The organism is Citrobacter sp. CK180, assembly GCF_030333655.1.
GTDB lineage: Bacteria > Pseudomonadota > Gammaproteobacteria > Enterobacterales > Enterobacteriaceae > Citrobacter_B > Citrobacter_B koseri.
Genome location: NZ_JAOWFM010000040.1, coordinates 69,160 through 95,715, shown reverse-complemented (window position 1 = coordinate 95,715; position 26,556 = coordinate 69,160). Strand labels below are relative to the sequence as shown.

Annotated in this window: 25 protein-coding genes; 14 read left to right on the top strand and 11 right to left on the bottom strand. The window is 53.7% G+C overall.

All coding sequences use genetic code 11. The annotated features are described in order from the left end of the window. Positions 1 to 415 precede the first annotated feature (415 nt). The 7 genes from OGV50_RS07270 to OGV50_RS07240 all read left to right on the top strand — a co-directional run bounded on the left by OGV50_RS07270 (position 416) and on the right by OGV50_RS07240 (position 7,152). Positions 416 to 3,130 (top strand): autotransporter outer membrane beta-barrel domain-containing protein, encoded by a 2,715-nt coding sequence (locus tag OGV50_RS07270; RefSeq protein WP_115615284.1) that lies wholly within the window; start codon positions 416 to 418, stop codon positions 3,128 to 3,130. A 284-nt stretch (positions 3,131 to 3,414) separates the two neighbouring features. Then, on the top strand, positions 3,415 to 4,014 hold the full coding sequence (gene yihX, locus OGV50_RS07265; protein ID WP_047459890.1) for a glucose-1-phosphatase: 600 nt from the start codon (positions 3,415 to 3,417) through the stop codon (positions 4,012 to 4,014). Continuing rightward, the gene (locus tag OGV50_RS07260; RefSeq protein ID WP_012133924.1) at positions 4,008 to 4,880 is read left to right on the top strand and encodes a virulence factor BrkB family protein; all 873 of its coding nucleotides are present in this window, start codon (positions 4,008 to 4,010) and stop codon (positions 4,878 to 4,880) included. Before yihX ends, OGV50_RS07260 begins: the two co-directional genes overlap by 7 nt. After that, positions 4,877 to 5,314, top strand: a complete 438-nt coding sequence (dtd, locus tag OGV50_RS07255) for a D-aminoacyl-tRNA deacylase (protein ID WP_047459887.1) — start codon at positions 4,877 to 4,879, stop codon at positions 5,312 to 5,314. The genes OGV50_RS07260 and dtd overlap by 4 nt, the downstream gene beginning before the upstream one ends. A 44-nt stretch (positions 5,315 to 5,358) precedes the next feature. Continuing rightward, positions 5,359 to 6,300 (top strand): fatty acid biosynthesis protein FabY, encoded by a 942-nt coding sequence (fabY, locus tag OGV50_RS07250; protein ID WP_024130670.1) that lies wholly within the window; start codon positions 5,359 to 5,361, stop codon positions 6,298 to 6,300. A 235-nt stretch (positions 6,301 to 6,535) separates the two neighbouring features. After that, complete coding sequence (locus OGV50_RS07245; protein WP_160880417.1) at positions 6,536 to 6,778, top strand: ribbon-helix-helix domain-containing protein; 243 nt, start codon at positions 6,536 to 6,538, stop codon at positions 6,776 to 6,778. Continuing rightward, the gene (locus tag OGV50_RS07240; protein ID WP_012133919.1) at positions 6,778 to 7,152 is read left to right on the top strand and encodes a type II toxin-antitoxin system VapC family toxin; all 375 of its coding nucleotides are present in this window, start codon (positions 6,778 to 6,780) and stop codon (positions 7,150 to 7,152) included. The genes OGV50_RS07245 and OGV50_RS07240 overlap by 1 nt, the downstream gene beginning before the upstream one ends. Before the next feature lie 36 nt (positions 7,153 to 7,188). Here OGV50_RS07240 and fdhE read toward each other — a convergent pair whose 3' ends face one another. The 4 genes from fdhE to fdnG are packed head-to-tail and all read right to left on the bottom strand — an operon-like array spanning position 7,189 to position 12,712. Further along, positions 7,189 to 8,118 carry a formate dehydrogenase accessory protein FdhE gene (fdhE, locus tag OGV50_RS07235; RefSeq protein WP_047459875.1) on the bottom strand — a complete coding sequence of 310 codons (930 nt, stop codon included), beginning with the start codon at positions 8,116 to 8,118 and terminating at the stop codon, positions 7,189 to 7,191. Next, positions 8,115 to 8,750, bottom strand: a complete 636-nt coding sequence (fdoI, locus tag OGV50_RS07230; RefSeq protein WP_049011887.1) for a formate dehydrogenase cytochrome b556 subunit — start codon at positions 8,748 to 8,750, stop codon at positions 8,115 to 8,117. Before fdoI ends, fdhE begins: the two co-directional genes overlap by 4 nt. Continuing rightward, positions 8,747 to 9,649, bottom strand: a complete 903-nt coding sequence (fdoH, locus tag OGV50_RS07225; protein WP_071259455.1) for a formate dehydrogenase O subunit beta — start codon at positions 9,647 to 9,649, stop codon at positions 8,747 to 8,749. The genes fdoI and fdoH overlap by 4 nt, the downstream gene beginning before the upstream one ends. Before the next feature lie 12 nt (positions 9,650 to 9,661). Then, complete coding sequence (gene fdnG / locus OGV50_RS07220; RefSeq protein WP_200093317.1) at positions 9,662 to 12,712, bottom strand: formate dehydrogenase-N subunit alpha; 3,051 nt, start codon at positions 12,710 to 12,712, stop codon at positions 9,662 to 9,664. A 642-nt stretch (positions 12,713 to 13,354) separates the two neighbouring features. Between fdnG and OGV50_RS07215 the strand changes: the two genes are divergently transcribed. The 6 genes from OGV50_RS07215 (at position 13,355) to OGV50_RS07190 (ending at position 19,200) form a co-directional block, all read left to right on the top strand. Continuing rightward, the gene (locus tag OGV50_RS07215) at positions 13,355 to 14,062 is read left to right on the top strand and encodes a DUF1120 domain-containing protein (RefSeq protein WP_200031592.1); all 708 of its coding nucleotides are present in this window, start codon (positions 13,355 to 13,357) and stop codon (positions 14,060 to 14,062) included. Positions 14,063 to 14,135: 73 nt separating this feature from the next. Beyond that, entirely contained in the window at positions 14,136 to 14,819 is a 684-nt protein-coding gene (locus OGV50_RS07210; RefSeq protein ID WP_200031590.1) for a fimbria/pilus chaperone family protein, read from the top strand. A gap of 36 nt (positions 14,820 to 14,855) precedes the next feature. Next, the gene (locus OGV50_RS07205; protein WP_071259459.1) at positions 14,856 to 17,279 is read left to right on the top strand and encodes a fimbrial biogenesis outer membrane usher protein; all 2,424 of its coding nucleotides are present in this window, start codon (positions 14,856 to 14,858) and stop codon (positions 17,277 to 17,279) included. Next, positions 17,279 to 17,890, top strand: coding sequence for a DUF1120 domain-containing protein (locus tag OGV50_RS07200; RefSeq protein WP_114848732.1), 612 nt, complete (start codon positions 17,279 to 17,281; stop codon positions 17,888 to 17,890). The genes OGV50_RS07205 and OGV50_RS07200 overlap by 1 nt, the downstream gene beginning before the upstream one ends. Positions 17,891 to 18,106: 216 nt before the next feature. Next, complete coding sequence (gene fdhD / locus OGV50_RS07195; RefSeq protein ID WP_320337776.1) at positions 18,107 to 18,859, top strand: formate dehydrogenase accessory sulfurtransferase FdhD; 753 nt, start codon at positions 18,107 to 18,109, stop codon at positions 18,857 to 18,859. A gap of 128 nt (positions 18,860 to 18,987) precedes the next feature. Beyond that, the gene (locus OGV50_RS07190) at positions 18,988 to 19,200 is read left to right on the top strand and encodes a YdgH/BhsA/McbA-like domain containing protein (RefSeq protein ID WP_012133908.1); all 213 of its coding nucleotides are present in this window, start codon (positions 18,988 to 18,990) and stop codon (positions 19,198 to 19,200) included. A gap of 88 nt (positions 19,201 to 19,288) precedes the next feature. On the opposite strand, the gene OGV50_RS07185 is transcribed toward OGV50_RS07190, so the two are convergent. Further along, a complete protein-coding gene (locus OGV50_RS07185; RefSeq protein ID WP_012133907.1) occupies positions 19,289 to 19,612 on the bottom strand; it encodes an AzlD domain-containing protein in 324 nt (107 codons plus the stop codon). Beyond that, complete coding sequence (locus OGV50_RS07180) at positions 19,612 to 20,271, bottom strand: AzlC family ABC transporter permease (RefSeq protein WP_047459858.1); 660 nt, start codon at positions 20,269 to 20,271, stop codon at positions 19,612 to 19,614. Before OGV50_RS07180 ends, OGV50_RS07185 begins: the two co-directional genes overlap by 1 nt. A gap of 101 nt (positions 20,272 to 20,372) precedes the next feature. Here OGV50_RS07180 and OGV50_RS07175 point away from each other — a divergent pair, with 101 nt between their 5' ends. Next, on the top strand, positions 20,373 to 20,921 hold the full coding sequence (locus OGV50_RS07175) for a helix-turn-helix domain-containing protein (protein ID WP_200093313.1): 549 nt from the start codon (positions 20,373 to 20,375) through the stop codon (positions 20,919 to 20,921). Positions 20,922 to 21,044: 123 nt separating this feature from the next. Here the strand turns inward: OGV50_RS07175 and rhaM are convergent, their stop codons facing one another. The 5 genes from rhaM to rhaB all read right to left on the bottom strand — a co-directional run bounded on the left by rhaM (position 21,045) and on the right by rhaB (position 26,319). Continuing rightward, positions 21,045 to 21,359: an L-rhamnose mutarotase gene (rhaM, locus tag OGV50_RS07170; RefSeq protein WP_012133904.1), complete on the bottom strand. Its 315-nt coding sequence runs from the start codon at positions 21,357 to 21,359 to the stop codon at positions 21,045 to 21,047. Next, positions 21,356 to 22,504 (bottom strand): lactaldehyde reductase, encoded by a 1,149-nt coding sequence (gene fucO, locus OGV50_RS07165; RefSeq protein WP_058668376.1) that lies wholly within the window; start codon positions 22,502 to 22,504, stop codon positions 21,356 to 21,358. Before fucO ends, rhaM begins: the two co-directional genes overlap by 4 nt. Before the next feature lie 118 nt (positions 22,505 to 22,622). Next, a complete protein-coding gene (rhaD, locus tag OGV50_RS07160; protein WP_012133901.1) occupies positions 22,623 to 23,450 on the bottom strand; it encodes a rhamnulose-1-phosphate aldolase in 828 nt (275 codons plus the stop codon). A gap of 143 nt (positions 23,451 to 23,593) precedes the next feature. Continuing rightward, positions 23,594 to 24,853, bottom strand: a complete 1,260-nt coding sequence (rhaA, locus tag OGV50_RS07155) for an L-rhamnose isomerase (RefSeq protein ID WP_012133900.1) — start codon at positions 24,851 to 24,853, stop codon at positions 23,594 to 23,596. Next, the gene (gene rhaB / locus OGV50_RS07150) at positions 24,850 to 26,319 is read right to left on the bottom strand and encodes a rhamnulokinase (RefSeq protein ID WP_200093311.1); all 1,470 of its coding nucleotides are present in this window, start codon (positions 26,317 to 26,319) and stop codon (positions 24,850 to 24,852) included. The genes rhaA and rhaB overlap by 4 nt, the downstream gene beginning before the upstream one ends. Positions 26,320 to 26,556: the final 237 nt, after the last annotated feature.

The following is a 26,556-nucleotide window of genomic DNA, read 5'->3' as shown; positions in this document are numbered from 1 at the left end:
TCTTTTTAGACGGTTCTTTTTCACTTTTTTGCTAAATATATAATCATCCTGGTGGTGATATAAAAATCTTAAAATAAAACCGCCTGCTTATTGTTACCCTGATAGCTGTTGTTTTATAAGACGTTTATTTTCCTGCCAGGGATGCTTTTATTTTATAAAAATAGTTATTAAGAATAATGCCAATAAATAAGGTGCATTTTATTTACTGTTATCTCATGAGTCCCTGCCGTACATTGACAGATTAAATGAATACTTGTATTTATTCTGCTAAGGTGACAATTCATTACGCCTTTGAACTCTGACTCTTTAATTATTTAAAGATGAGCGGATGGATTTCGCCTTTTATAAATATCTTATGCACGCGTCTTTGATGCTTTTATCCGAATAAAAAAGCCTTACAGAAAAGGTGGCTCTCATGAAATCTTCTCGTCTTATTCAAAAAACGCCGATCCCGGCAAAGCTCGCGCTCTGTATTGCCAGTGCGCTGGCGTTGAGCGGGCAGGCTGTAGCAGGATGTAGTTACACGTCTACCGCACAACTATTTTGTGACAATACAACTATATATCACTATGGTAATCCGCTCGGAGGAGCTGCAAGGGATTACAGTGGATTTGATGAAGTCCGTATTGATACTACCTCAGAAGGAACCACTTCAGGATTAACTGGCTGGGGTGTCTATATTGATAACATTGGCTATAAATTTAAAAATCTGGTTATCAATACAACAGGCACCGCAGCAGATGGAATCCACTCTAAAAATGCAGGCGGTAAACTGGTCGCAGATAATATCTATATTACCGCAACAGGAAGTAGTGCTGATGGAATAAATATTGGTCGCGAATTACAGGCTGATTATTCAATTGTTGAAGTCAATGGTGATGTAACGGTTGATGCTGAAAATGGAATGGGGCTACGCGCCAACGCGTCTGCGAATAAAGATAACGCCCAGTCATCAATAATTATCCATGGTGATACTGATATTGTTACCCGTGGTCCTGGTGGAGCGAATACGGGATACGGGATCTATGCAGGTAGAGATCCCGCGCAATTTACAGGTACAGCAAAAGGCGATGCGAGTATTACGGTTAATGGCACCGCATCAGTCGCGACGTCAGGGCGTAGTGCTCATGCGGTATATGTGGCCCGTAAAGGGTTAATAAACCTTAATAATGTGGATTTGAAAACCTCCGGCGTGAGCGCACATGGCGTTTATGCGTATTCATCTACTGATTCTGCAACGGTGAACCTTAGCGGTGATAGTAAAATTCAGGTTACTGATAGCGGCGCTTATGCCATTTACGCCTATGGTTCACAGGCGTTGGTTCGCTCGTGGGATTATGCTACCGATAGTGTTGGCTCTGGCGTATACGACATTGAAGGAAATTTACGCGCATATTACGGCGGTACGATGGATCTGCGGATGGAAGAGGGGAGCCGCTTTGTGGGGCAAACGGATTCTTCACAACAAAATAGTAACGCGAACTACCATGGTACGCTGGATCTGGATATAAACGGTGCAAACAGCGAATGGACGATGACCGGTAACTCTGTGGTCTCTACTCTGACGCTGAACCAGGCCACATTACGTTATAGCGCAGACGGCGTGTCCCGCGATGACGAAAGTACCTTTAAAACCCTGACCGTGGTGGGCAACTACACCGGCACAGATGCGTTACTGGTGTTGAACACCGTGCTTGAAGGCGATGACTCTTTTACCGATAAACTGATCGTCAAAGGGGATACCTCCGGCAATACCAACGTAGGCATCAATAACATCGGCGGTGTGGGCGATCTGACCCTTAACGGCATTGAGATTGTGGACGTTGAGGGCGTTTCCGACGGAACGTTCACCAAAGCAGGACGTATTGTGGCGGGCGGCTATGACTATGACGTGGTGAAAAATGCCAGCAACTGGTATCTCACCAGCCAGCTAAGCCCGGTGGAGCCAGAACCAGAACCTGAGCCGGAGCCGGAACCAGAAAACCCGGGCCCGGTCGATCCACCAACACCGCCGGGACCGGTTGACCCGGTGGACCCGCCGGCACCACCAGGGCCGGTTGATCCCGTGGAACCACCAACGCCGCCAGGGCCGGTCGATCCTGTTGATCCCCCCGCGCCACCAGAGCCACCGCTGCCGCCAGCGCCTGAACCTGGTGAACATCAATACCGCCCTGAATTTGGTAGCTATCTGGCGAACAACTATGCCGCCAATACGCTGTTTATCACCCGTCTGCACGATCGCCTGGGTGAAACCCAGTACACCGACATATTAACGGGCGAGCAGAAAGTGACCAGCATGTGGATGCGTAACGTAGGTGGTCATATGCGCTTTACTGATGGCAGCAAGCAACTGAAAACGCAGGCTAATCGCTATGTATTGCAGATTGGCGGCGACCTGGCGCAGTGGAGCAGCGATAGTCTCGACCGCTGGCATCTGGGTGTGATGGCAGGTTATGCCAATCAGAAAAGTAAAACGCATAACACCCATAATGGCTACGCTTCACGCGGTCATGTGAACGGCTACAGCGCGGGGTTGTATGCGACGTGGTATGCGAATGAAGCGGATAAAACCGGGACGTATCTGGATAGCTGGGTGCTCTATAACTGGTTTGATAACACCGTGCAGGGTGACCATCTTGCCAGTGAAAAATACAAATCTGACGGTATCACGGCATCCATCGAAGGGGGATACACCTTCCTGATAGGCGAAAGCGAGCGTACGAGTTACTGGCTCCAGCCAAAAGCCCAGGTGACCTGGATGGACGTGCAGGCTGACTCGCACCGTGAAAGCAACGGCACTCAGGTGAAAGACAAAACTGACGGCAACCTGATGACCCGACTCGGTGTGCGTGCATACCTGAAGAGCCATAACGCCATTGATGATGGCAAAGACCGCGAGTTTCAGCCGTTTGTTGAAGCAAACTGGCTCCACAATACCCATAACCAGAGCGTCCAGATGGGGGCGATCCGGGATGAAATCAGCGGCACCAAAAATATTGGTGAGCTGAAAGTTGGTGTGGAAGGGCAAATTAACCCGCGTTTGCAGGTGTGGGGGAATGTAGCTCAGCAGGTAGGCGACAACAGTTACAGTGATACCGCAGCGATGTTGGGGGTGAAATACAGCTTCTGAACCATAACGGCGGATAGCTTACCGGGTCTACGGACTATTTTGTAGGCCGGATAAGGCAAAGCCGCCATCCGGCAGGTCGCCCGGTGGCGCTACCGCTTACCGGGCCTACGGGCTGTTTTGTAGGCCGGATAAGGCATAGCCGCCATCCGGCGAAAAGTGTTAAGGCGATGCATTGCATCGCCTTTTTTCCGTTTGCGTTAGTCGATTTTTTCCCTGTCCGGCGCATAGTCAAACTCCTGCTTTCCCGCTACAGTTATTCATCCACGGCTTGCAAGGAGAGGATCATGCTCTATATCTTTGATTTAGGTAATGTGATTGTCGATATCGACTTCAACCGCGTGTTAGGTGCATGGAGTGACCTGAGCCGTGTCCCGCTGGCTTCGTTGAAGCAAAGTTTTACGATGGGAGAGGCGTTTCATCAGCATGAGCGGGGGGAGATCACTGATGAAGCCTTCGCAGAAGCGCTGTGCCATGAGATGGCGTTACCGCTGAGCTATGAGCAATTTTCCCACGGCTGGCAGGCGGTATTTGTCGCATTACGGCCCGAGGTTATCGACATCATGCATAAGCTTCGCGAGCAGGGGCATCGTGTCGTCGTATTGTCTAATACCAACCGTCTGCATACGACCTTCTGGCCGGATGAATACCCTGAAGTTCGCCAGGCTGCCGATCATATTTATCTGTCCCAGGAATTGGGCATGCGTAAACCTGAGGTGCGGATTTACCAGCATGTTTTGCAGACAGAAGGTTTTTCTGCCGCCGATACGGTCTTTTTTGACGACAACGCCGATAATATAGAAGGGGCTAACCAGTTGGGGATCACCAGTATTCTGGTGACGGATAAAACGACCATCCCGGACTATTTCGCGAAGTTGTTATGCTAAAAAACGTGCATCAAAAAGCCAGGCATCATACGCGTCCAGTCAGGGCCTGGCTTAAACTGTTGTGGCAGCGCATTGACGAGGACAATATGACCACCCTCGCGGGGAACCTGGCCTATGTCTCGTTGCTCTCGTTAGTGCCGTTGATCGCCGTCGTTTTTGCGCTTTTCGCCGCCTTTCCCATGTTTTCCGACGTCAGCCTCCAGTTACGCCATTTTATTTTTGCTAACTTCATCCCGGCGACGGGAGATGTTATTCAGCGTTATATTGAGCAGTTCGTCGCAAATTCCAACAAAATGACGGCGGTAGGCGCTTGTGGACTGATCGTCACGGCGCTGTTGCTGATGTATGCCATCGACAGCGCCCTGAACACCATCTGGCGTAGCAAACGCACGCGTCCAAAAGTGTATTCTTTCGCCGTTTACTGGATGATCCTGACCCTGGGGCCACTGCTGGCGGGCGCCAGCCTGGCGATCAGCTCCTATCTGCTTTCTCTGCGCTGGGCCAGCGAGCTCAACACGGTTATCGATAACGTCCTGAGGGTATTCCCTCTGATTCTCTCCTGGATTTCGTTCTGGCTGCTGTACAGCATTGTGCCGACCACGCGCGTACCAAACCGCGATGCTGTTGTCGGCGCTTTTGTCGCAGCGGTACTGTTCGAAGCAGGAAAGAAAGGATTCGCGCTTTATATCACCATGTTCCCGTCATATCAGTTGATTTACGGCGTGCTGGCGGTTATCCCCATTTTGTTTGTCTGGGTGTACTGGACATGGTGTATCGTCTTGCTTGGTGCCGAAATAACTGTCACTCTCGGGGAATACCGCAAACTCAAACAAGCCGCAGAACAAGAAGAAGCAGACCAATCATGATTGCATTAATTCAGCGCGTAACCCGTGCCAGCGTCACCGTGGAGGGCGAGGTGACGGGTGAAATCGGCCAGGGACTTTTAGTGTTATTAGGTGTCGAAAGGGATGATGACGAACAGAAAGCGAATCGCCTGTGCGAGCGCGTGCTCGGTTATCGAATTTTTAGCGATGCCGAAGGCAAGATGAATCTCAACGTGCAACAGGCGGGGGGAAGCGTGCTGGTGGTGTCGCAATTTACGCTGGCTGCCGATACCGAACGCGGTATGCGACCGGGCTTCTCAAGAGGCGCCGCGCCGGATCGCGCTGAAGCGCTGTATGAATACTTTGTTGAGCGCTGCCGCCAACAGGAAATGAACACGCAAACCGGACGTTTCGCTGCTGATATGCAGGTCTCGCTGGTCAATGATGGCCCCGTAACGTTCTGGCTACAGGTATGAGCCAGCTTCCGGCGTGGCCGCGGGTAACAAGAGAGAGTACAGCTATGTATCACCTTCGAGTACCGCAAACAGAAGAAGAATTAGCACGTTACTACCAGTTTCGCTGGGAAATGCTGCGCAAACCGCTCCACCAGCCGAAAGGCTCCGAACGCGATGCCTGGGATGCGATGGCGCATCATCAAATGGTGGTGGATGAAGAGGGGAACCTGGTTGCGGTAGGGCGTTTGTATATCAATGCGGATAACGAAGCTTCTATTCGTTTCATGGCCGTTGAACCGTCTGTTCAGGATAAAGGGCTGGGAACGTTGATGGCGATGACCCTGGAGTCCGTGGCGCGCCAGGAAGGGGTAAAACGCGTCACCTGTAGCGCCCGTGAAGATGCGGTAGCGTTCTTCGCCAAACTTGGCTTTGTGAATCAAGGGGAAATCACGACCCCGCAAACCACGCCGGTTCGCCATTTTCTGATGATTAAACCGGTCGCGACGCTGGATGACATTCTGCACCGTGGCGACTGGTGTGGGCAGCTTCAGCAGGCCTGGTATGAGCACATCCCGTTAAGTGAAAAAATGGGGGTGCGCATTCAGCAGTACACTGGTCAGAAATTTATTACGACCATGCCTGAAACGGGCAATCAGAATCCGCACCACACGTTGTTTGCCGGGAGTTTGTTTTCACTGGCAACGCTTACCGGCTGGGGGCTGATCTGGCTCATGCTGCGCGAGCGTCATCTGGGCGGTACGATTATTCTCGCCGATGCGCATATTCGCTACAGCAGGCCCATCAGCGGCAAACCCAGCGCAATTGCCGATCTGGGGTCGTTGAGCGGCGATCTGGACAGGTTGGCGCGAGGCCGTAAAGCACGCGTGCAACTGCAAGTGGAGTTGTTTGGCGACGAGACGTCAGGCGCAGTTTTTGAAGGTATTTATATCGTATTGCCGGCAAAACCGTTTGGCCCCTATGAAGAGGGCGGCAACGAGGAAGAGTAGGATAAAGGGGGTAATCCTCCTTTATTCGATATTTTACTCCCTTAATCTATATGGATATACAGCGTTATAACCTGGTTTTTAGCGAAAAGAAACGGGGAGTGCTGACGAGGTTGCAATTCTGGAAAGCGGCTCGTAAAAGCAAAAATCGCGCTCATAAAGTCTTTTTTCTGGTCTTTCATCAGTGTATGTTGTTTGAAAATTAATCGCCAATGATATACTGGAGGTATATATGAGTATGATGGCTGGAATGGAAATGGGCAGAATATTACTTGATTTATCCGATGAAGTTATCAAGCGGCTTGATGACCTCAAACAACAGCGTAATCTTCCGCGAGCAGAGCTATTACGCGAAGCAGTTGAACAATACCTGGAAAGGCAGGGACAAGCCGAAACCACTATTTCCGATGCGCTGGGGCTCTGGCAAGGTTGCGAAGAAGATGGCGTTGAATACGAAAGGAAACTTCGCGAGGAGTGGTGATGATTAAAGGTCCGGTGTTGTTTGACACCAATATTCTCATTGATTTATTTAGCGGGCGTGGTGAAGCGAAGAAGGCTCTCGAAGCTTACTCACCCCAGAATGCCATTAGTCTCATTACCTGGATGGAAGTGATGGTAGGGGCAAAAAAATACCATCAGGAATCCCGCACACGTATAGCATTGAGCGCTTTTAACGTTATCGGCGTTTCACAGGATATTGCCGAAAGAAGTGTCAGTCTCAGGCAGGAATACGGGATGAAGTTGCCGGATGCGGTTATTCTGGCTACAGCGCACATTCATCGTTTTGCGCTCGTGACGCGCAATACAAAGGACTTCGCGGGGATTCCGGGAGTCATTACGCCTTATCATTTATAAGCCGGGCGGCACGCGCCACCCGACCTGACGTCAGAATTACTCCCCTTCGCCCGGGAACAGGAACGGGTTGATGGAACTACGGGCAAAGCCCTCTTGCTCCATGCGCGCGTCCAGCACCAGTGAGGCGAGATCGTCGGCGACGGCTTCCACTTTCGGGTCTTTTTCCTGATACAGAATTTTCAGGTAAGTACCGCAGTCGCCACAGCTTTCTGCTTTAATCGACGCCTGTTCGTTATCCAGCGACCAGTAGTGCAGATCGCGACTCTGCTCGCAGTTGCTGCATTTGACGCGCACCACATGCCACTCGGTTTCGCACAGGTTGCAGTGCAGGTAACGCAGACCCTGCGTGGTGCCGATTTGCACCATGCTGGAAACCGGCATTGAGCCGCACACCGGGCAATACTGACGCTGTTCGCCGTACTCCGCACGGGCTTTACCGGGGATCAGGCTGGCCATTTGCGCCCAATAGAGCGACAGCGCCGCCCAGATAAACGGGGCCTTATCACTGCTGACGGAGGCAAAATCGGATTCAAACAGCGCGCTCGCCATTTGCTCCAGTTCCTGTTCCGAAGCCTTCTCCAGATTTTCGATTACCGCCAGCGCGGGGCCGCTCATCTCCGGTTTCAGCTCAGCAATCAGCGAATGCAGCAGTTTCTGCCAGTGCTTATCGCGCGGTAAAACGTGAATGTCCAGCGGCGGTTTGCCCTGCGCGTTCGCTTCTTTGATGCGCGCGGTCAGATCCATCTCCAGCGGATGGTCGTACAGCACCACTTCCTGGGCATGTGCGATCAGCGCGGCAAAGCGCAGGTAATCGCCCAGCGGGTTGTTTTCGGCCAGCTCGCGCAGACGCTCGGCGCGGCGGTTATACAAATTTTTGAGCCGGGGGAACAATAACGGCGGAATCATATCCGCCGTACGTTTCTCGCTCTTCTCCAGCTCATCTTGCGGGATTATGCGAATACTCATTCAGATGACTTTTCCTGTTTCTGGCGGACTTCACGGTACCAGCGCGGGTGATGTTTCTTCGCCCATGACCGGGTTACCCATCCCTCCACCATCGCGGTAATGGTGCCTTTCACCCAGAGGGCGGCGTAAATGTGCACCATGATAACCACAATTAACGCTACTGCGGCAAATGAATGCAGCATTAACGCGAATCGGATCACCGGGATTGAGAAAGCAGGCGCAAAATACGGACGCCAGATGATCACTCCGCTGACCAGCAACAGGACCAGGAAAATAATCGCCGCCCAGAATACGCATTTCTGGCCGAAGTTATAACGTCCGGTGTCGCCGACTTCCTCGTTGACGACGATCTTACGAATATTCTTCGCCCAAAAGATATCATCCCGATTGATTAGATTGTGGTGCCAGTAACGGAAAAACATGATGATGAATGAGGCGAACATGATCACGCCCACGAACGGGTGCACAATGCGCGCCAGCTGTGGGGTGCCCATGATATGCATCAGCCAGTTGAAGGACGGGAACAAAAAGCCCAGTCCGCTCACCGCCGCCAGTACGAAACAGAAGGCGGTTACCCAGTGGTTGATGCGTTCCGGCGCCGTATAGCGCACGATGGTGTCACGTCGTTTCATTTGCGCACCTCGTCTTTCTCTTCATGCAGATTGTCTTCTTCCTCATCTGCACGGTTCGGGCCGACACCGACATAGTGGAAGATGCTGGCCGCAAAGGTCGCGGCAAAGCCGACCGCTGCGAGAGGTTTCCAGATGCCTTTCCAGAATTTCACCGTCGCGCTGATTTCCGGGTTTTCCGGCAGACCGTGGTACAGATTCGGTTTGTCGGCATGGTGCAGCACGTACATGACGTGAGTACCGCCGACGCCCGCCGGATCGTACAGACCTGCATTGTCGTAACCACGGGTTTTCAGCTCCGCCACACGTTCGCCTGCCAGCGTCTTCATCGCCTCTTTGGAACCAAAGTGGATAGCGCCAGTCGGGCAGGTCTTCACGCAGGCCGGTTCTTGCCCCACCACCACGCGGTCAACGCACAGCGTACATTTATAAACGCGGTTGTCGTCCGGGTTGAGGCGCGGCACATCGAACGGACAACCGGCGATGCAGTAGCCGCAGCCGATGCACTGTTCAGACTGGAAGTCGACAATGCCGTTGGCATACTGAATGATAGCCCCTTCTGCCGGACATGCCTTCAGGCAGCCCGGATCGGCGCAGTGCATACAGCCATCCTTACGGATAAGCCATTCCAGTTTGTCGTCTTGCTCCACTTCCGAGAAGCGCATCACCGTCCAGGATTTTGCGGTCAGATCAGCCGGGTTGTCGTACACCCCGATGTTGCTGCCCACTTCATCACGGATGTCGTTCCATTCCGAACAGGCCACCTGACAGGCTTTACAGCCAATACAGGTGGTGACGTCGATAAGCTTCGCCACCTCTTGCTGGTGATCCCGCGCCTGTGGCGCGGGAGTGAAACCGTTAGTCGCGGAACGACGAACGATGTCTTGCGATTGATAAGCCATAGGTCGTCTCCGTTACACCTTTTCCACATTCACCAGGAAGGACTTGAACTCCGGCGTCTGCGTGTTCGCATCACCGACGAATGGCGTAAGCGTATTGGCGATAAAGCCTTTTTTCGCCACCCCTTCGTAGCCCCAATGAATAGGAATACCGATGGTATCGATATCCTTGCCGTCTGCTTTCAGCGTGCGAATGCGCTTGGTCACTACCGCCTTGGCTTTGATATAGCCACGGTTGGAGGAGACTTTTACGGTATCGCCATGCACGATGCCGAGCTTGTTCGCCAGCTTCTCGCCGATCTCCACAAACTGTTCCGGCTGCGCGATAGCGTTAAGCAGCGCGTGTTTGGTCCAGTAGTGGAAGTGCTCGGTCAGACGGTAAGTTGTTCCGACGTAAGGGAACTTATCGGCTTTACCCAACGCCTCTGCGTCGCCTTTAAAGATACGGGCGGCAGGGTTGGAGATAACGTTCGGGTGCAGCGGGTTCGTCCCCAGCGGCGTTTCAAACGGCTCGTAGTGTTCCGGGAACGGCCCTTCCGCCATCTTGTCGAGCGCGAACAGGCGACCCATCCCTTCCGGCTGCATGATGAACGGCCCGACGTTGCTACCCGGCGCAGCGGCGCTGTAGTCCGGGATATCCATCCCGCCCCATTTCGCACCGTCCCATTTCAGGATTTGGCGCTTCGGATCCCACGGGTTGCCCTGTGGATCGGCGGAGGCGCGGTTATACAGAATGCGGCGGTTCAGCGGCCATGCCCATGCCCACCCCAGCGTATTGCCGAGGCCTGACGGATCGGAGTTATCGCGGCGCGCCATCTGGTTGCCTTCCGGCGTCCAGCTACCGGCGAAAATCCAGCATCCGCTGGACGTGGTACCATCGTCACGTAGCTGGGCGAACGAGCTGAGCTGTTGGCCTTTCTTCACGATCACCGCCCCCGTTGCCGGGTCGATAAGATCGGCCAGCGCCTTACCGTTACTTTCCATCGCCACTTCTTCCGAAGACGGTTCATGCGGCGTGGAGTAGTTCCAGGTCATATTCAGCACCTGTTCCGGGTTCGCGCCGCCTTGCTCGGCGTACATCTTACGCAGGCGTAAGAAGATACCGGCCAGGATCTCGCCGTCGGTTACGGCGTCGCCGGGGGCGTCCGCGCCTTTCCAGTGCCATTGCAGCCAGCGGCCGGAGTTGACGATAGAGCCGTTCTCTTCGGCAAAGCAGGTTGACGGCAGACGGAACACTTCGGTCTGGATTTTCGACGGATCAACATCGTTCGACTCACCGTGGTTTTGCCAGAAGGTGGACGTTTCGGTATTGAGCGGGTCGATAGTCACCAGGAACTTCAGTTTAGAGAGTGACGCAACCACTTTGTTTTTGTTCGGGAATGAGGCGACCGGGTTAAAGCCCTGGCAGAGATAGCCATTGACCTTGCCTTCGTTCATCATCTCGAAGTATTGCAGGACGTCGTACCCTTTGTCCCACTTCGGCAACCAGTCGAAGCCCCAGTCGTTTTCCTTCGTCGCGTTATCGCCAAAGAAGGCTTTCATCATAGAAACGAAGAATTTCGGGTAGTTGCTCCAGTAGTTGACCTGACCTTCCAGCAGCGGTTTTGGCGTGTTGGCGGCAAGGTAGGTTTGCAGGTCGGTCTGTTTTTCGCTGGGCAGCGTCATGTAACCCGTCAGGCTTTGCGACAGCAACCCTAAGTCAGTCAGCCCCTGAATGTTGGAGTGACCGCGCAGCGCGTTGACGCCGCCGCCAGCCATCCCCATGTTGCCGAGCAACAGTTGGATCATCGCCATCGTGCGGATGTTTTGCGCGCCGATGGAGTGCTGCGTCCAGCCGAGGGCATACAGGAACGACGCGGTTTTATCTTTGACGCTGGTTTCCGCAATGTATTCGCATACTTTCAGGAAATCGGCTTTCGGCGTGCCGCAGATATTTTCCACCACCTCCGGCGTATAGCGGGAAACGTGCTGCTTGAGCAGGTTCCACACGCAGCGAGGATGTTGCAGCGTGGTATCGCGTTTAGCGAAGCCATTTTCATCCAGTTCGTAGGCCCAACTGGTTTTGTCGTACTTGCGTTTATCCGCGTCATAGCCCGTAAACAGGCCATCTTCGAAGCCAAAATCTTCACGCACGATCAGGCTGGCGTTGGTATAGGCTTCGGTGTATTCGCGGTTGTATTTTTCGTTGTTCAGCAGGTACAGCAGTACGCCTGACAGGAAGGCAATGTCAGTACCGGAACGGATAGGGGCATAGAAATCGGCCACCGACGCCGTACGCGTGAAGCGAGGATCAATCACAATCAGCTTCGCGCCGTTGTGAATTTTAGCTTCCATCGCCCAACGGAACCCTACCGGGTGGGCTTCAGCGGCGTTACCGCCCATCACCACGATGAGGTTGGCGTTCTTCATGTCGACCCAGTGGTTGGTCATCGCACCGCGACCAAATGTTGGAGCAAGACTTGCTACCGTTGGTCCGTGTCAGACACGCGCCTGGTTGTCGACCGCGAGCATACCGAGCGCGCGGGAGAATTTTTGCGTTAAATAGCCGGTTTCGTTACTGGATGCGGAAGCGCACAGCATCCCGGTGGAGAGCCAGCGGTTAACGGTCACGCCTTCGGCGTTCTGCGCAACGTAGTTGGCGTCGCGGTCTTCTTTCATCAGTTTAGCGATGCGGTCGAATGCCTCATCCCAACTGATTTGCTGCCATTTATCTGAACCTGGCGCGCGGTATTCCGGGTATTTCAGGCGGCTTTCGGAGTGAATGAAGTCCACCAGACCGGCCCCTTTCGGGCAAAGCGCGCCACGGCTGACCGGATGATCCGGATCGCCCTCGATGTGGAAGATAGATGCTTTGGCGTTTTTTGCACCGTCGCCGAGGCTGTACATTAACAGCCCACAACCAACGGAACAGTAAGTGCAGGTGTTACGGGTTTCGCGGGTGCGCAGCAATTTATATTGCCGTGTTTCCGCTAGCGCTACGCTGGGTGCGAAACCCAGTGCCGCCGCCGTGGTGCCTGCCATACCGCCAGCGCAGATCTTAAAGAACTGCCTTCTGCTGACCTGCATGGTTTGCTCCTTGTTTCGACATTGCTATGTAGTTTTACTTTGCGGACCACCATGAAACCGGCCGCAAAGGGAAGAATTTGCGCATTCCCTCAGTTCCGGGAGGGATATAACTCAGGATACCATAATGTTGGTAGGTGTGTTCTGTTGCGGTTAAATAAAAGTGAATGAGTTTTCATGATGGCAACATGAAAATGTGATGCTTATCACATTGAAGTATAATGAATGACGAGCTTTGCAACCGAAAAAGCAGGAGCTAATACTTTAGAGTTAATAAATTTCGCTGCGTAATCATCACTATGTTAAATAATTGTGTTGTTGTTCGAAAAGAGATGAGGTATCAGCATTCTTTATCGGTAGTTCTGGATGGATCGACTTTTCTGGCGGTAGATAATATTTATTATTTATACAATAACGGGATTTAATCTTTTATATGAATCATTGTATATGTTTGGTGAATATATATAAGGATTTCCTTTGAGGATTTTCCTGGAATAAATTCTTAAAAATAATCTTTCGATTGTATGGTTTTTTGACAAATGATAAATTTCGCCAACCAATATTGTATGTTGGTGTCATGTCAATTTTTTGAAATATGCAGAGGTCATCATTATATAAAGTGGCTTCTTTTATAAGGAAATAAAAATGAATGTTTTTTTAAAAAAAAGCCTGATGGTGTCTGTGCTGGCGCTGACGGCTTCTTCCGTTATGGCGGCACCGAGCGTTGATATTAAAGTATCAGGGAAAATTGTTCCTGCTTCCTGTATTCCGTCATTCCCAAGCGGCGGCGGTATCGCTGATTTTGGCACCATCAAAGTGGCGTCATTAAATTCAACTACGCCAACCGCGCTGCCTGACATTAAAACCGTGCCAGTCGCCATTACCTGTGAAGAAGATACGCGTGTCGGCGTTTCTTTTACTGATATGCATAGCGCTTCTGCACCGACCACCGGTTATGCCATTAATTTCGCATCGACTGATTTCATTTCTTCTGCTAATTATCTTTTTGGCCTGGGGCTGTACGGTAGCCAGAAAATTGGGGCATATGCGCTGGGTATTCAGATTGATTCAGGAACGCTGACTAACGGCAATGGCGATAACCTGGTTGCCTATTTCTCAGCAAATGACGGCACTAGCTGGGGAACAAAAGCAGGCAACAGCTATATGCAGATCATAAATAATAACAGCGAGGTTTACAGCTTTGGTAAAAGCTCGGCTTCTGCGCCAGAACCGCAAACAAAAGTCAACTTTAACGTCGGTGTGTCCGCGATTATCAACCCGACAGACGATCTGCAAATTACCGATGAAGCGACGCTTGACGGCTTAACCACCGTAGAGCTGGTATACCTGTAATTACACTGCACGTATCGTAGATGCTCCCCATATTACTATGGGGAGCAGTTATGAATATTAATGGACTAATATTATGCTTTCCTTCAAGAAAACATTAATCTGCGCCTGTTTATTGGCGTCATTTAACTGTCTGGCCGCCGGGATGGTGCCCGACACGTCGCTGCTGCTGATTAATGAAGAAGAGCAAGGCGGCAGTATGGATGTTAAAAACACCGATGCTGATGCCCAGCTCTTGTATACCAAAATCGTCAATCTTCCAGACGATCCGCAGCCTGGCCTGATTGTCACGCAACCCGTTACGCGTGTTGATGCCGGTAAGACGCAACGTGTGCGATTCGTTCTTAAAAATAACGCGGAGCCGTTAAAAGTTGAGCATTTGAAGCGCGTTATTTTTACGACCATCCCGCAACGGGATAAAAACAAAGTTAAAGTGGTCTTTAGCCAAAACCTTCCCGTCATTATTCATCCTTCGGGTTTAGACGTGAATATGGAGCCGTGGAAAGATCTCCAGTGGCATATGCGCGGCGGAAAACTCAGCGTGGAAAATAAAACGCCTTATGTTATCCGTCTGGAGCAGAAAGTAAAATTATTGCCATCAGGTGCGCACGCTGATTTACCAAAGGCTTATATTCTGCCGGGTGAAACAATAAGTGCCCATGCCTCGACCACATTATCCGCACTGGATAAAAATATCGAAATGTATCCTGCTACGCGCTATGGCTATAAGGCGAAGAGTTTTGTCGCAGAAATAAAATAATTAATCTCAGTTTATTGTAAAACACATGGAGTGGTTATGATTCGCGGTTCCGCTAAAAAAGGAATTATTGTGTTTTGTCTGACGGCAATCGCTTTCAGTATACGGGCGGAAATAATGCCGACCTCTACTGGAACGATGGAGTTGGCGAGAGCGGTATTTGATACTGATGCATTAGAATCTAATGGTCTCGATCCTGTGATTGCTGATTATTATTCCTTAGCGTCCCGGTTCACTCCTGGTGTCCATAATGTGACCGTTATTATTAATGGCAAGAAACACAGTGTCATGTCGGTTAAGTTTAATGAGGAAGGGCAGCCCTGTATTGATAAAGCATTTCTGGAAAGCGCAGGACTCATCACGAAAATAAAAAGAGAAACCTGCCCGCTGATCCATCAATACTGGTCTACGGCAACCGTTAGCGCTACGCCTGAAACAGAAGAAATGTCGCTGGTTGTTCCGCAGGAAGCGATTGATCCAGATAATAACCGACAGGTCGCGGACGTTCGCGGTGGTCATGCCGCAATGCTGAATTACTCCATGTTTGGCACGCATTATAAATATGACGGCGATAATTCAGACCGCTTTCAGTCAACGTTTGAACTTGGTTTTAATGCGGGTGACTGGATTGTGCGCAGCACACAATTCGTCAGCGACGGCAGCGACCAGGAATTAGAAACCGACTCGTATTATACCTACGCGCAACGCACTTTCGCCGACTATGGCGTGATGGTGCAGGGCGGGCAAATCAACATTGCCAACAGCCGCTTTAGTATTCCATCGGTCTACGGTGTGCAAGTCATGCCGGATAATACCCTGCTGCCGAACGAGGGGAGCGGCGTCGAGGTGACGGGGATCGCCAGATATTCTCAGGCGCGCGTGGATATTCGCCAGGGCGGGCAGATCATCTATTCAACGCTTGTTCCCGCTGGCCCCTTTACCTTAACCGATGTGCCCATTGCTAACCTCAACACCGACCTGAATGTCACGGTGACGGAGACCGATGGAAGCGAAAGCCATTTTACCGTATCGGCGAGCACGTTTCGTAGCAACCATGTCGGCAGGGCGCCGGGCTTTTCTCTGGCCGTGGGGCGTGCGGAAGATATGGACACGAATTTTGAGCAGCCCTGGATTGTGTCGGCGTCTGATGGCTGGTCAGTGAATAATCGTATGAATCTCATGGCCGGAATGGTGATGGCGGATAACCACTATTACGGTTTCTCTGCCAATGTGGATACCGTTCCCGTACAGAATTTATATGCCTCGCTCGGGTTTCTTGGGTCGATCGATAACCGTAGCCAGACTGATGGACACAAAACCACGCTGGATCTTGGGTATTCCTTGCCCTGGGGGATGGGGATTTCGCTGGGCGGCAGCTACGGCACGGCGGACTATCGCGAAATGCAGGAACTGTATAGCGACGACGATGATTACTCCCCAACGAAATACGATACGAACGTCGCGGTCAGTTGGTCGGATACGCTTCTGGGGCGTTTTTCACTCGGCTACTACCGTAATGAGGCCTGGGACAGCGACTATAATAGCCGCCGCATTATCTCTTCCTGGTCGCAAACCTATAAATATTTCAGCGTCAGCGTGAACTGGGAATCGGATATCAGTCGTGGGGATGAGAGCGATCACGATATGTTCTACGTGAACGTTTCTGTTCCGTTAGGCCGTACCGGTGTTTCAACGAACTCGTGGTATCGCGAGAGTGAAGGAAGAAGCTCTTATGGCACGCGGGCGATGGGGTCGCTGAATGACGACAACCAATACACGGTCGGCGTGTCTCGCGATCAGGACGAAAGTGTTACCGACTGGGATAGCTCGCTTAACAGCAATCTTCACTATACCACGCTGTCCGTGGCGGCTGGCGGCGATAACGACAGCAATACGAACTACTCTGCCGCATTGAGTGGCGGCATTGTGGCGCATGACGATGGCGTGACCTTCTCACCGTATCCGGTCGCGGACACGTATGCCATTACCCAACTGGACAAGCCTGTTGCCGGTATCGAAATCGTGACGTCGCGCGGGCCCGTCTGGACCGATAAATGGGGTCAGGCCGTTGTCCCGTCATTGACGCCGTTCCATGAAAGTACGCTGGAACTCAATACCCAAAGTCTTCCGGGCAATCTTGACGTCAATAATGGCCGGACGGCGATTAAAGCGTCGCACGGGGCGGTCGCGAAATGGCAATTCACCACGCTGAGTCAGCGGCGCGTGCTGCTCTCTGTCATGCGTGCAGACGGTACTCCGTTGCCGAAAGGCGTCTCCATTGTCAACGACGCCGGGGAATACATCACTTCCGCGCCAGAGGACGGTTTGATCTTCCTGAATGATATCTCAGCAAGCCATCAGCTGTATGCGAAGGTGGACGGTGGACGATGCAAACTGAACTACACCCTGCCGGAAGCCGATCCGCAGAAATTCTACGAGGAGATAAAAGGGAAATGTCTCTAATGAAACAGGGAGCTGGCTCCATGAAACACCTTAGCGTTTTTATGCCTGTATTACTGGCGGGTTTCTTGTGTGGGAATGCGCCATCCGCACTGGCGGAAGAAGGCGACTGTCAGATTTTATCTTCGACAAAACAGGTCGACTATGGGCGGTTCCGCAGGGAGGATATGAGGGAGGGGAGCACCGAATACGCCGGGAATATGTATCACGGTTATGCCTCCGTCACCCGGGAGTTACAGGTCTCCGTCATCTGTACTGATGAACATAAAATTCGGCTCTTTGTGGATGGCCCCGCCCGGCAGGGGCAGGCCTGGCGGTTTTCTGACAACGGCGCGATGTCGATTAAAATGAAAAATGCCAGAGTCGATAACGCTCCCGTTCAGTTGGCTTCGGTTCCCCGGGGCGCGGCGCAGGTATCGGGTGGCGCTGCGGAAATGACGCTGTTGCCGGATATGTCCGCTGCTGCGGTAAACGGCCAGGAAGTGGCAGGAAAACAGTGGGTTGCAACACTGATGATCACCACTTATCTTGCCGATAAAGCTTTCCAGACCAGCAATACGCAGGATCTGGAAGAAACCTACACCGTGTCGTTTGACGCTCTCGCGGCTAACTAGCGTTCTCATCCTGCCGACCGGGGCGGTTTTGCCCCGGTTTTGACCTCACAAAAATAATGGAGGACAATAACCGCAGTTAAATGCGCAAAGGCGCTCTCATCCTGCCTGAACGTAATCTCTCTTATCGTGAGTCCATACCAGGAAGCTGCTTTGTCTGACCATCAAAATTCATCCCCGGAGGGCGCTGTTTCTCATGCCGTCTGGACGCGCGGGTGCCTGACGCAATCAAAACCGGATATGCTGGCGACGGAAGTTCCTGTCGCGCTGGTCTATAACGGCATTTCCCATGTGGTGATGATGACCACGCCGAAAGATCTGGAACAATTCGCGATCGGTTTTTCACTGTCGGAAGGCATTATTGAATGTCCGCAGGATATTTATGGCATGGATGTCGTTCCTTCCTGCAACGGCCTTGAAGTGCAGATTGAGCTTTCCAGCCGCCGCTTTATGGGGCTGAAAGAACGTCGTCGCGCCCTGGCCGGGCGTACCGGCTGCGGCGTTTGCGGCGTGGAGCAGCTGAATGACATCGGCAAACCCATTACGCCGCTCCCGTTTACCCAAACCTTTGACCTGGCGAATCTTGATCGCGCGTTGAAGCATCTGTCTGATTTTCAACCGGTCGGTCAGCTTACCGGCTGTACTCACGCGGCGGCGTGGGCGATGCCGTCCGGTGAATTAGCGGGCGGGCATGAAGATGTCGGTCGCCATGTCGCGCTGGATAAACTGCTGGGGCGCCGGGCGACGGAAGGCGAAAGCTGGCAGCAGGGCGCGGTGCTGGTCTCCAGTCGCGCCAGCTATGAAATGGTGCAGAAATCGGCGATGTGCGGCGTTGAAATCCTGTTTGCCGTCTCCGCAGCCACCACGTTAGCGGTTGACGTGGCTGAGCGCTGTAACCTGACGCTGGTGGGCTTTTGCAAGCCGGGCAAGGCGACAATTTATACGCATCCACGGCGTTTGATGGCAGGTTGAATTTTATTCAGTAAATTTGAAAAAGAATAGCAAATCCTTCCGCTTTTAGTTGTTCGAATACCGGCCTATTATTTATCACATCAAGGCACGGTGCCTTACTCAAACAACTAAGTTAAAGGGTTTATATCATGAAAAGCATCAAAACTTTTGTCGCAGTTATCGCTCTCGCTACTTCTTTCGGTTCTTTCGCCGCTCAGTCTGTTACCGCGACGGGCTCTACTCTGGAAAGCGCAGAAGCAAAAATCGCCGCTCAGGCTCAGCAGGCTGGCGCCAGTGATTACAAAATCACTTCCGCATACTCCGGTAACCGCGTGCATATGACCGCTGAACTGCTGAAATAAGTGATCCAAAACTGTCGAAAGAGCGCCTTCAGGGCGCTTTTTTCGTTTCTGCGTTTACTGTTTTACTATTCCGATAAATGCCTCATATTTAGTGCATACCCGCCAGCCTTAGCAGCGCTGTCACCACCGCCGCAGCGATAATCACCACAATCAGCGGCATTTTGCGCCACGCCAGGAAAACAGCGAACGCGACGCCCAGTACCCTCGCCATTCCGGCAAAATGTTCGCCTTCATAAAACGTGGTTGCCAGCGCCACTGAAAACAGCAATACCGTTGCCGCATCCGACAATAGCGCCTGAGAACGTTCGGAGAGCGCCAGCCGGTTGCCGAGCTTTGCTCCGCCAAGACGCATCAGATAGGTGCCTGCCGATAACACAGCAATACCGACGATAAACAGCGTCATGTTGCCCATTATTTTTTCCTCGTCAGTAAGCCAAGCAGAGAGAGCAGTACCGGCAACCCGACCGGTGCGAAGGGGACGGCGGCAAGCGACAGCCCGGCGCCGCTACAGGCGCGGATCAGCGTGGTGCGATTCCTGAACGCCGGGATCACTAACGCCAATAAAATGGCGGGAAATACCGCGTCCAGACCGATGGTTTCCGGTGCCGGGAGCAGTTTGCCGACCATCGCGCCAAGCAGTGCGCCCAGTGGCCAAAAAATTGCGACGCCCGCGCCGCACAGCCAGTAGGCGGCTTTGCGCTGTTGCCGTGTTTTTTGCGACAGACCAAAGACGACGCTTTCATCATTCATGATATGGCAGCCCAGAAAGCTGGCGGCGCGGGTGCCTACCAGTTCACGTACCGTTACGCCGAATGGAATATGGCGGGCATTCACCAGCAAACCGGCAGCGGCGGCGGCCAGTGGGTTCCCGCCGCTGGCGACAATGCCGATAAACATAAATTCGGACGCCCCCGCCAGGACAAAAATGGAGAGTACAAACGGCACCCAAATCGGGAAGCCGTAGGCCATCGCCAGCGATCCGTAGGACATCCCAACGACGCCAACGGCCAGACACACTAAAAATATCGCTTTTATCGTGTCTCCGCTGAGACATGAGAGGTGATGTTTCATACTATCTTAGCCATATCGAACGAATTTCCATTATAATGAACGCAACAGAATTGATTTACAAGTCGAACGATTCGTTCGATATAAAGAACGCGGAGTCGTGAATGACACAGCCCATTAGCGTGATCGCGAAAAGCCTGGTGCGCGAACGTCAGCGTACCGGCCTGTCGCTGGCGGAAATCGCCCGGCGTGCGGGGATTGCGAAATCTACCCTGTCGCAACTGGAAGCGGGCAATGGAAATCCTAGCCTGGAAACGCTCTGGGCGCTTTGCGTGGCCCTGGATATTCCCTTTGCACGTCTGCTGGAGCCGCAGGCGCAAAAAACGCAGGTGATTCGTCGCGGAGAAGGGACAAAAGTGGTGGCGGAACAGGCCCACTATCAGGCTATTTTACTGGCTGCCTGTCCGCCAGGGGCGCGGCGCGATATCTACCTGCTGCTGACGCAGCCGGGGGCGGATCGTATTTCACATCCACATCCGCCGGGATCGGTGGAGCATATTATTGTGACGCGGGGGAAAGCGCTTGTCGGGCTGACAGAGGCGCCGGAAGAGTTAGGCGAGGGCGATTATATTTGTTATCCCGCCGATCAGGAGCACATCTTTAAAGCGCTGGAAGTGGATACGCAGGCGATCCTGGTGGCCGAGCAAAATTAATTCCGCGCGATGAGGTTTATGACGCCGGATGGCGCTAACGCTTATCCGGCCTACAATTTCGTGCCGTTTGCTACCTGTAGGCCGGATAAGACGCGTTAGCGTCGCCATCCGGCTTCAGACAGCCTACGCCAGGTAAAACACTTCTTTCAGCTCTGCGCTCACCGGGCTGTTATCCGGGTTGGCAGGCATCACGTCGCGCATATGCTTCCACCAACGCTGGCACACGTCGGTACTGGCGATGGCATTCCAGCGCTCTTCCGATTCAATCTCGACGGTCGCGAACAACAGGTTGCGTTCTTTATCGAGGTAAATCGCATAGTGATGCGCGCCATGCGCTTTCAATACGCTTTCCAGCTCCGGCCAGATGGGATTATGGCGACGCTGATACTCCTCGTGTGCGTCGGCATTCACCTGCATCACAAACGCTTTGCGGATCATAGCGCCTCCAGATACAACTCGCGGACGTCATCGCGGCTGGCGGTGCGTGGATTGCACGGCGCGCACGGATCTGCCAGCGCTTTGTCCAGCCAGCCTTCAATATCGTCTTTCGTGACGCCCAGTGTGCTGAAACCTTCAGGAATGCCGACGCGTTTGCTCAATGCGCGAATTGCATTGATCGCTTCCATACTCGCCGCCTCAATGCTCATACCTTGAGTATCGACGCCCATCGCCTGGGCGACGCGGGCAAAACGCGCGACCGCGTTCGGGCGGTTAAAGTTCTCAATGATCGGCAGCAGGATGGCGTTACAGACGCCATGCGGCAGGTTGTGCGTGGCGCCTGGCTGATGCGCCAGCGCGTGTACCAGACCAAGACCAGCGCTGTTGAACGCCATACCTGCCAGATACTGGCCAAACGCCATCTGCTCACGCGCTTCGAGGTTGTGGCCGTCATCAACCGCTTTCGGCAGCCACAGATTAATCAGCCGAATGGCTTCCAGCGCGTTGGCGTCGGTAAGCGGGTGCGCGCCAACCGAGACATAGGCCTCAATGGCGTGGGTCAGCGCATCCATGCCGGTGGCGGCAGTGACGGATGGCGGGATGTCCAGCATAACGCTGGCGTCGTCCACCGCGATATCAGGGATGATATTCGGGTCGATGATGACCTCTTTGACCTGGCGCGCGGAGTCGATAATGACGGCATTGCTGGTCATTTCCGCTGCCGTACCGGCGGTGGTATTAATCGCCACCAGCGGAACGCCCGCGTTTTTGACTTTGCCGACGCCTGAATAGGCGGTAGAGGGGCCAGGATTCGCCGTCAGAATTTTGACCGCTTTGGCGGTATCGATCGGGCTGCCACCGCCGAAGGCGATGATGTAATCACACTGCGCGTCCTGATATGCCGCATACCCTTTTTGCACCAGTTCTTCAGTGGGGTTCGGGAAAACCTCGTCGAAAAGGTGGTACGACATCTGATGCGCGTCAAGCGCGGCAAACAGGCTGTCCAGCAGGCCCAGTTTTACCAGTTGCCCGTCAGTGACGACCAGCGCTTTACCCCATTGCTTATTCGCGACGAGGTTAACCATATCGCCGATTGCGCCTGCGCCATGCAGGCTAATTTTGGGAAGTGCCAACATGAAGCTCATGAATATTCTCCTTAAGATTGACGCGTTACCCTATTGCCCGATGACGTTGCGCTTATCGGGCCTACGGCATAGGCCGGATAAGGCGAAGCCGCCATCCGGCATTGGATTGCGGGAAGAATCAGTACAACGCTAATGCACTGGCAAGCGGAGTCACGCCAAAGCGTTTGCCAAGCGCTACCAGTTCTTCACGCGTGATGGTTTGCTTCATACCGCCCATCGAATAGATTTTGACCAGCACCTCCGCAGACTTCTCGGCGGTATCGATCAGGCCGAATGTTTCATCCAGCGTCGGGCCGCTGCCGAACACGCCGTGGAAGGGCCACAGCACCAGCGAATGCTTCTGCATTTCCTGCGCGGTGGCCTGACCGATCTCATCGGTGCCCGGCACCATCCACGGCAGAATGCCGACGCCGTCCGGGAACACCACCAGGCACTCGGTGCTGCCTTCCCACAGTTTGCGGGTGAAAAGCGGCGTGTTGTTTTCCAGCACGTAGGTCAGCGCGATCAGGTTGGTGGCGTGGCAATGCATGATCACGCGGTCTTTGCCGTCGGTGGCGTTAATGCGCTCGCAGTGGGAGAGGAAGTGAGCCGGCAGCTCGGAGGTTGGAACCGCCTCATGATTCAGCCCCCACAGAATGTGGTAGCCCGCGCCGTCGCTGTCCACTTTCACCACGCCTAAATTCGCTGCCGGATCGAGCTGTACGTTGCGGAAGAATTTGCCGGAGCCGGTGACGATAAACGGCGTGTTCGCCAGCAGCGGCATTGGCTGACTCAGCGCGATATAGCGCGGCTCCTGGTGGAAATCGTCGGTAAACGGCGCGATATCCGCCTCATCCAGACGCAGCGTCAGGTTGCCGCCGTTGCGTTCGTCCCAGCCCTTCAGCCAGGCGTCGGAGGTGGCTTTGATCATTCCCTGGACAAACCAGGAGTGGGTAATGTTCTGCATGTTCGGTGTTCCCATTTATTGCCCGAACGTTATCGGGTCTTACGTAGGCCGGATAAGCGCAGCGCCATCCGGCTATCGTGTTTCATTTATTGCCGGATGGCGACGCGGAACGTCTTATCCGGCCTACAAGTCAGGCGTCGCGGTTAGCTACGTTTGCTCAGAATCTCTTTTTCATAGGCACGGACGCTTTCCAGCCACTGGCTGCCGGCTGGCGTGTCGTGACGCTGGCAATACATTTCCCAGACGGCTTGCCACGGCAGGGATTTCTGCTCTTCCAGCAGCGCCAGGCGGGCGGTGTAATCGCCGCTGGCTTCTAACTGACGCAGCTGCCCGGTTGGTTCCAGCAGCGCGCGCAGCAGCGCTTTCTTCATATTGCGCGTGCCGATAACCCACGCGGCGATACGGTTGATGGAGGCATCGAAGAAATCGAGGCCGATATGCACACGGTCAAACAGGTTGTGACGCACGATTTCGCTGGCAATTGCCTGGGTTTCATCATCCAGCAGCACGACGTGGTCGCTGTCCCAGCGTACCGGGCGGCTGACGTGCAGCAGCAGGCGCGGCACATACAGCATGGCGGCGGAAATCTTGTCGGAAATCACTTCGGTCGGATGGAAGTGGCCCGCGTCGAGGCACAGCGCGGTCTGGCGGCTGGTGGCGTAGCCCATGTAGAACTCGTTGGAGCCGACGGTATAGCTTTCCGCGCCAATACCGAACAGTTTGCTTTCCACGGCGTCGATGTGATGCGCCGGGTTCAGTTTTTCGCTGATCACCTCGTCCAGCGCCTCCAGCAGGCGTTGGCGCGGCGCTAAGCGGTCAACGGTGATGTCTTTCATGCCATCCGGGACCCAGATGTTCATCACCGACGGCGTGCCCAGTTGCTCACCGAAGTACGCAGATACGCGGCGGCTGGCCTTGCAGTGGTCAATCCAGAACTGGCGAATGTTGTCGTCCGCGTGCGCCAGGGTGAAGCCGTCAGCGCTCAGCGGGTGAGAGAAGCAGGAGGGGTTGAAGTCCAGCCCTAACTGGTTCGCTTTTGCCCATTCCACCCAGTTTTTGAAGTGCTCCGGTTTGATCTGGTCGCGGGACACCGGTGTGTCAGACTCCAGATAGATTGCGTGTAAGTTCAGGCGTTTTGGCCCAGGAATCAGGCTTAGCGCCTGTTCCAGGTCGGCACGCAGCTCGCTGGCGCTGCGTGCTTTACCGGGATAGTTACCGGTGGCCTGAATACCGCCGGTGAGCGATCCTTCCGGGTTTTCGAATCCGGCGACGTCGTCGCCCTGCCAGCAGTGCATCGATACCGGCAGACGATCGAGCTGGCGTAACGCCTCCTCGACATCAATACCTACCGCAGCAAAACGTTGTTTTGCCAGTTCCCAGGCTTGTTCAAGTTGAGTGGTCATGCGCAAAGCTCCTTTGTCTGTCGTTTTGATTGAAACTGCGCAACGTGGCGGGCAATTTCACTGTCAGGATTTGGGGTAAAGGTCGTCAGGTCGTAGTTGGTTCTCACCACCTGACGGAAGTCGTCAACGTTGTTCAGTTCGTCCAGCGTCATGAGCTGGATGCCGATATTGCCGAGGGTGGAAGCCTCAATCGGCCCGGCCATCACGCGAATGCCGCAGGCATCAGCGCACAGCTGGTTCAGCAGGGCGTTCTGGCAACCTCCGCCGACGATGTGCAGCTGGCTAAAGGCTTCACCACGCAGGTTCGCCAGCTCCTGCAACACATCGGCATACAGCAGCGCCAGACTGTCGAAAATGCAGCGTGCCAGTTCGGCGTTACGGGTGGGTTCCGGCTGGCCGGATTCACGGCAGGCCGCCTGAATCTCCGCGCTCATATCGGCGGGGTTGATAAAGCGATCGTCATTCGGGTTTATCAGGAAACGGCAGGCCGGAAGCGACTGGGTCTCGGCGATCAGCGCGGGCAGGTCGGTAATCTGGCGCTCTTTCAGTACGCGCTGAAGCAGCCAGAGCCCCATGATGTTTTTCAGCACCCGGTAGCGGCCTTCTGCGCCGCCTTCATTGGTGATGTTCGCCGCCAGCGCCGCGTCATCGGTGTAAGGCGTTCTGCACTCGAAGCCCATCAACGACCAGGTGCCGGAAGAGAGATAAGCGCTGTTTTTATCGGCCAGCGGAGAGGCGATCACTGCGCTGGCGGTGTCGTGACTGGCGACGGCGACCACCGGAATTTGATTTTTCTGTGGGCAGATCCAGTAGCCGATCACGTTGCCCGGATGGGTGGGCCTGCCAAACCAGGCTTTGTTGGCGCCGGTCCAGTCCAGCAGGGTATCGTCCCAGTCATCGCTGTTGATATTGACGAGCTGCGTGGTGGTGGCGTTGGTGTATTCCCAGTTCATTTCGCCCGTCAGGCGGAAACTGAAATAGTCGGGGATCAGCAGGGCATGCGCCACCTGCGGGATAAGTTCAGGCTGTTGTTCAACCAGCGCGCGGAGCTGATACAGCGTATTGAACGGCAGAAACTGAATGCCGCTGCGGCGATAGATATCATGCTTGCCGAGCTGCGCCAGCGCCTGCTGCATCACCCCCGTGGTACGGTTGTCGCGATAAGATACGGGCAGACCGACGCGCTGGCCGTGCTTGTCGAGCAGCACATAGTCCACGCCCCAGGTATCAATGCCGATGCTGTCAATACGGATACCTTCATCGCAGACTTTCTCCAGTCCAAGGCGAATTTCATTTTCCAGGCTGTCGATATCCCAGGCGTCGAACCCGTCTGTTTTTTGCAAACAGTTCGCGAAGCGGTGGATTTCACGCAGCGTCAGGGCGTGTTGTTCACTGTCGTAACGCGCCAGCATTACGCGCCCGCTGGATGCTCCGAGATCGACAGCGACACAATGGCGAAAAGTCATGGTGAAGTCCTTCTGAGTTTCATTGCACTCAGTCTAAGAACCCCCAGGAAGGCGTACCTTCCTGTTACTGACAGGTTAAATTGGCCGCTGGCAAGGAGGCAAAGGTGAACGTGATAGCGTTCACAATTTCCGTTTATCAGCGTGAATTGGCCGGATGTGACGGCGTCCGCATTTCCTGATCTTTCCCGTCCTTTCTTGAAAAAACGACCGGGTTTGCGCGCTTTGGCGTTAAAAATT

Bases quoted from the DNA above. Each gene is read 5' to 3' on its own strand.
- OGV50_RS07270 (WP_115615284.1), top strand. From the start codon at position 416: ATGAAATCTTCTCGTCTTATTCAAAAAACGCCGATCCCGGCAAAGCTC.
- yihX (WP_047459890.1), top strand. From the start codon at position 3,415: ATGCTCTATATCTTTGATTTAGGTAATGTGATTGTCGATATCGACTTC.
- OGV50_RS07260 (WP_012133924.1), top strand. From the start codon at position 4,008: ATGCTAAAAAACGTGCATCAAAAAGCCAGGCATCATACGCGTCCAGTC.
- dtd (WP_047459887.1), top strand. From the start codon at position 4,877: ATGATTGCATTAATTCAGCGCGTAACCCGTGCCAGCGTCACCGTGGAG.
- fabY (WP_024130670.1), top strand. From the start codon at position 5,359: ATGTATCACCTTCGAGTACCGCAAACAGAAGAAGAATTAGCACGTTAC.
- OGV50_RS07245 (WP_160880417.1), top strand. From the start codon at position 6,536: ATGATGGCTGGAATGGAAATGGGCAGAATATTACTTGATTTATCCGAT.
- OGV50_RS07240 (WP_012133919.1), top strand. From the start codon at position 6,778: ATGATTAAAGGTCCGGTGTTGTTTGACACCAATATTCTCATTGATTTA.
- fdhE (WP_047459875.1), bottom strand. From the start codon at position 8,118: ATGAGTATTCGCATAATCCCGCAAGATGAGCTGGAGAAGAGCGAGAAA.
- fdoI (WP_049011887.1), bottom strand. From the start codon at position 8,750: ATGAAACGACGTGACACCATCGTGCGCTATACGGCGCCGGAACGCATC.
- fdoH (WP_071259455.1), bottom strand. From the start codon at position 9,649: ATGGCTTATCAATCGCAAGACATCGTTCGTCGTTCCGCGACTAACGGT.
- OGV50_RS07215 (WP_200031592.1), top strand. From the start codon at position 13,355: ATGAATGTTTTTTTAAAAAAAAGCCTGATGGTGTCTGTGCTGGCGCTG.
- OGV50_RS07210 (WP_200031590.1), top strand. From the start codon at position 14,136: ATGCTTTCCTTCAAGAAAACATTAATCTGCGCCTGTTTATTGGCGTCA.
- OGV50_RS07205 (WP_071259459.1), top strand. From the start codon at position 14,856: ATGATTCGCGGTTCCGCTAAAAAAGGAATTATTGTGTTTTGTCTGACG.
- OGV50_RS07200 (WP_114848732.1), top strand. From the start codon at position 17,279: ATGAAACAGGGAGCTGGCTCCATGAAACACCTTAGCGTTTTTATGCCT.
- OGV50_RS07190 (WP_012133908.1), top strand. From the start codon at position 18,988: ATGAAAAGCATCAAAACTTTTGTCGCAGTTATCGCTCTCGCTACTTCT.
- OGV50_RS07185 (WP_012133907.1), bottom strand. From the start codon at position 19,612: ATGGGCAACATGACGCTGTTTATCGTCGGTATTGCTGTGTTATCGGCA.
- OGV50_RS07180 (WP_047459858.1), bottom strand. From the start codon at position 20,271: ATGAAACATCACCTCTCATGTCTCAGCGGAGACACGATAAAAGCGATA.
- OGV50_RS07175 (WP_200093313.1), top strand. From the start codon at position 20,373: ATGACACAGCCCATTAGCGTGATCGCGAAAAGCCTGGTGCGCGAACGT.
- rhaM (WP_012133904.1), bottom strand. From the start codon at position 21,359: ATGATCCGCAAAGCGTTTGTGATGCAGGTGAATGCCGACGCACACGAG.
- fucO (WP_058668376.1), bottom strand. From the start codon at position 22,504: ATGAGCTTCATGTTGGCACTTCCCAAAATTAGCCTGCATGGCGCAGGC.
- rhaD (WP_012133901.1), bottom strand. From the start codon at position 23,450: ATGCAGAACATTACCCACTCCTGGTTTGTCCAGGGAATGATCAAAGCC.
- rhaA (WP_012133900.1), bottom strand. From the start codon at position 24,853: ATGACCACTCAACTTGAACAAGCCTGGGAACTGGCAAAACAACGTTTT.
- rhaB (WP_200093311.1), bottom strand. From the start codon at position 26,319: ATGACTTTTCGCCATTGTGTCGCTGTCGATCTCGGAGCATCCAGCGGG.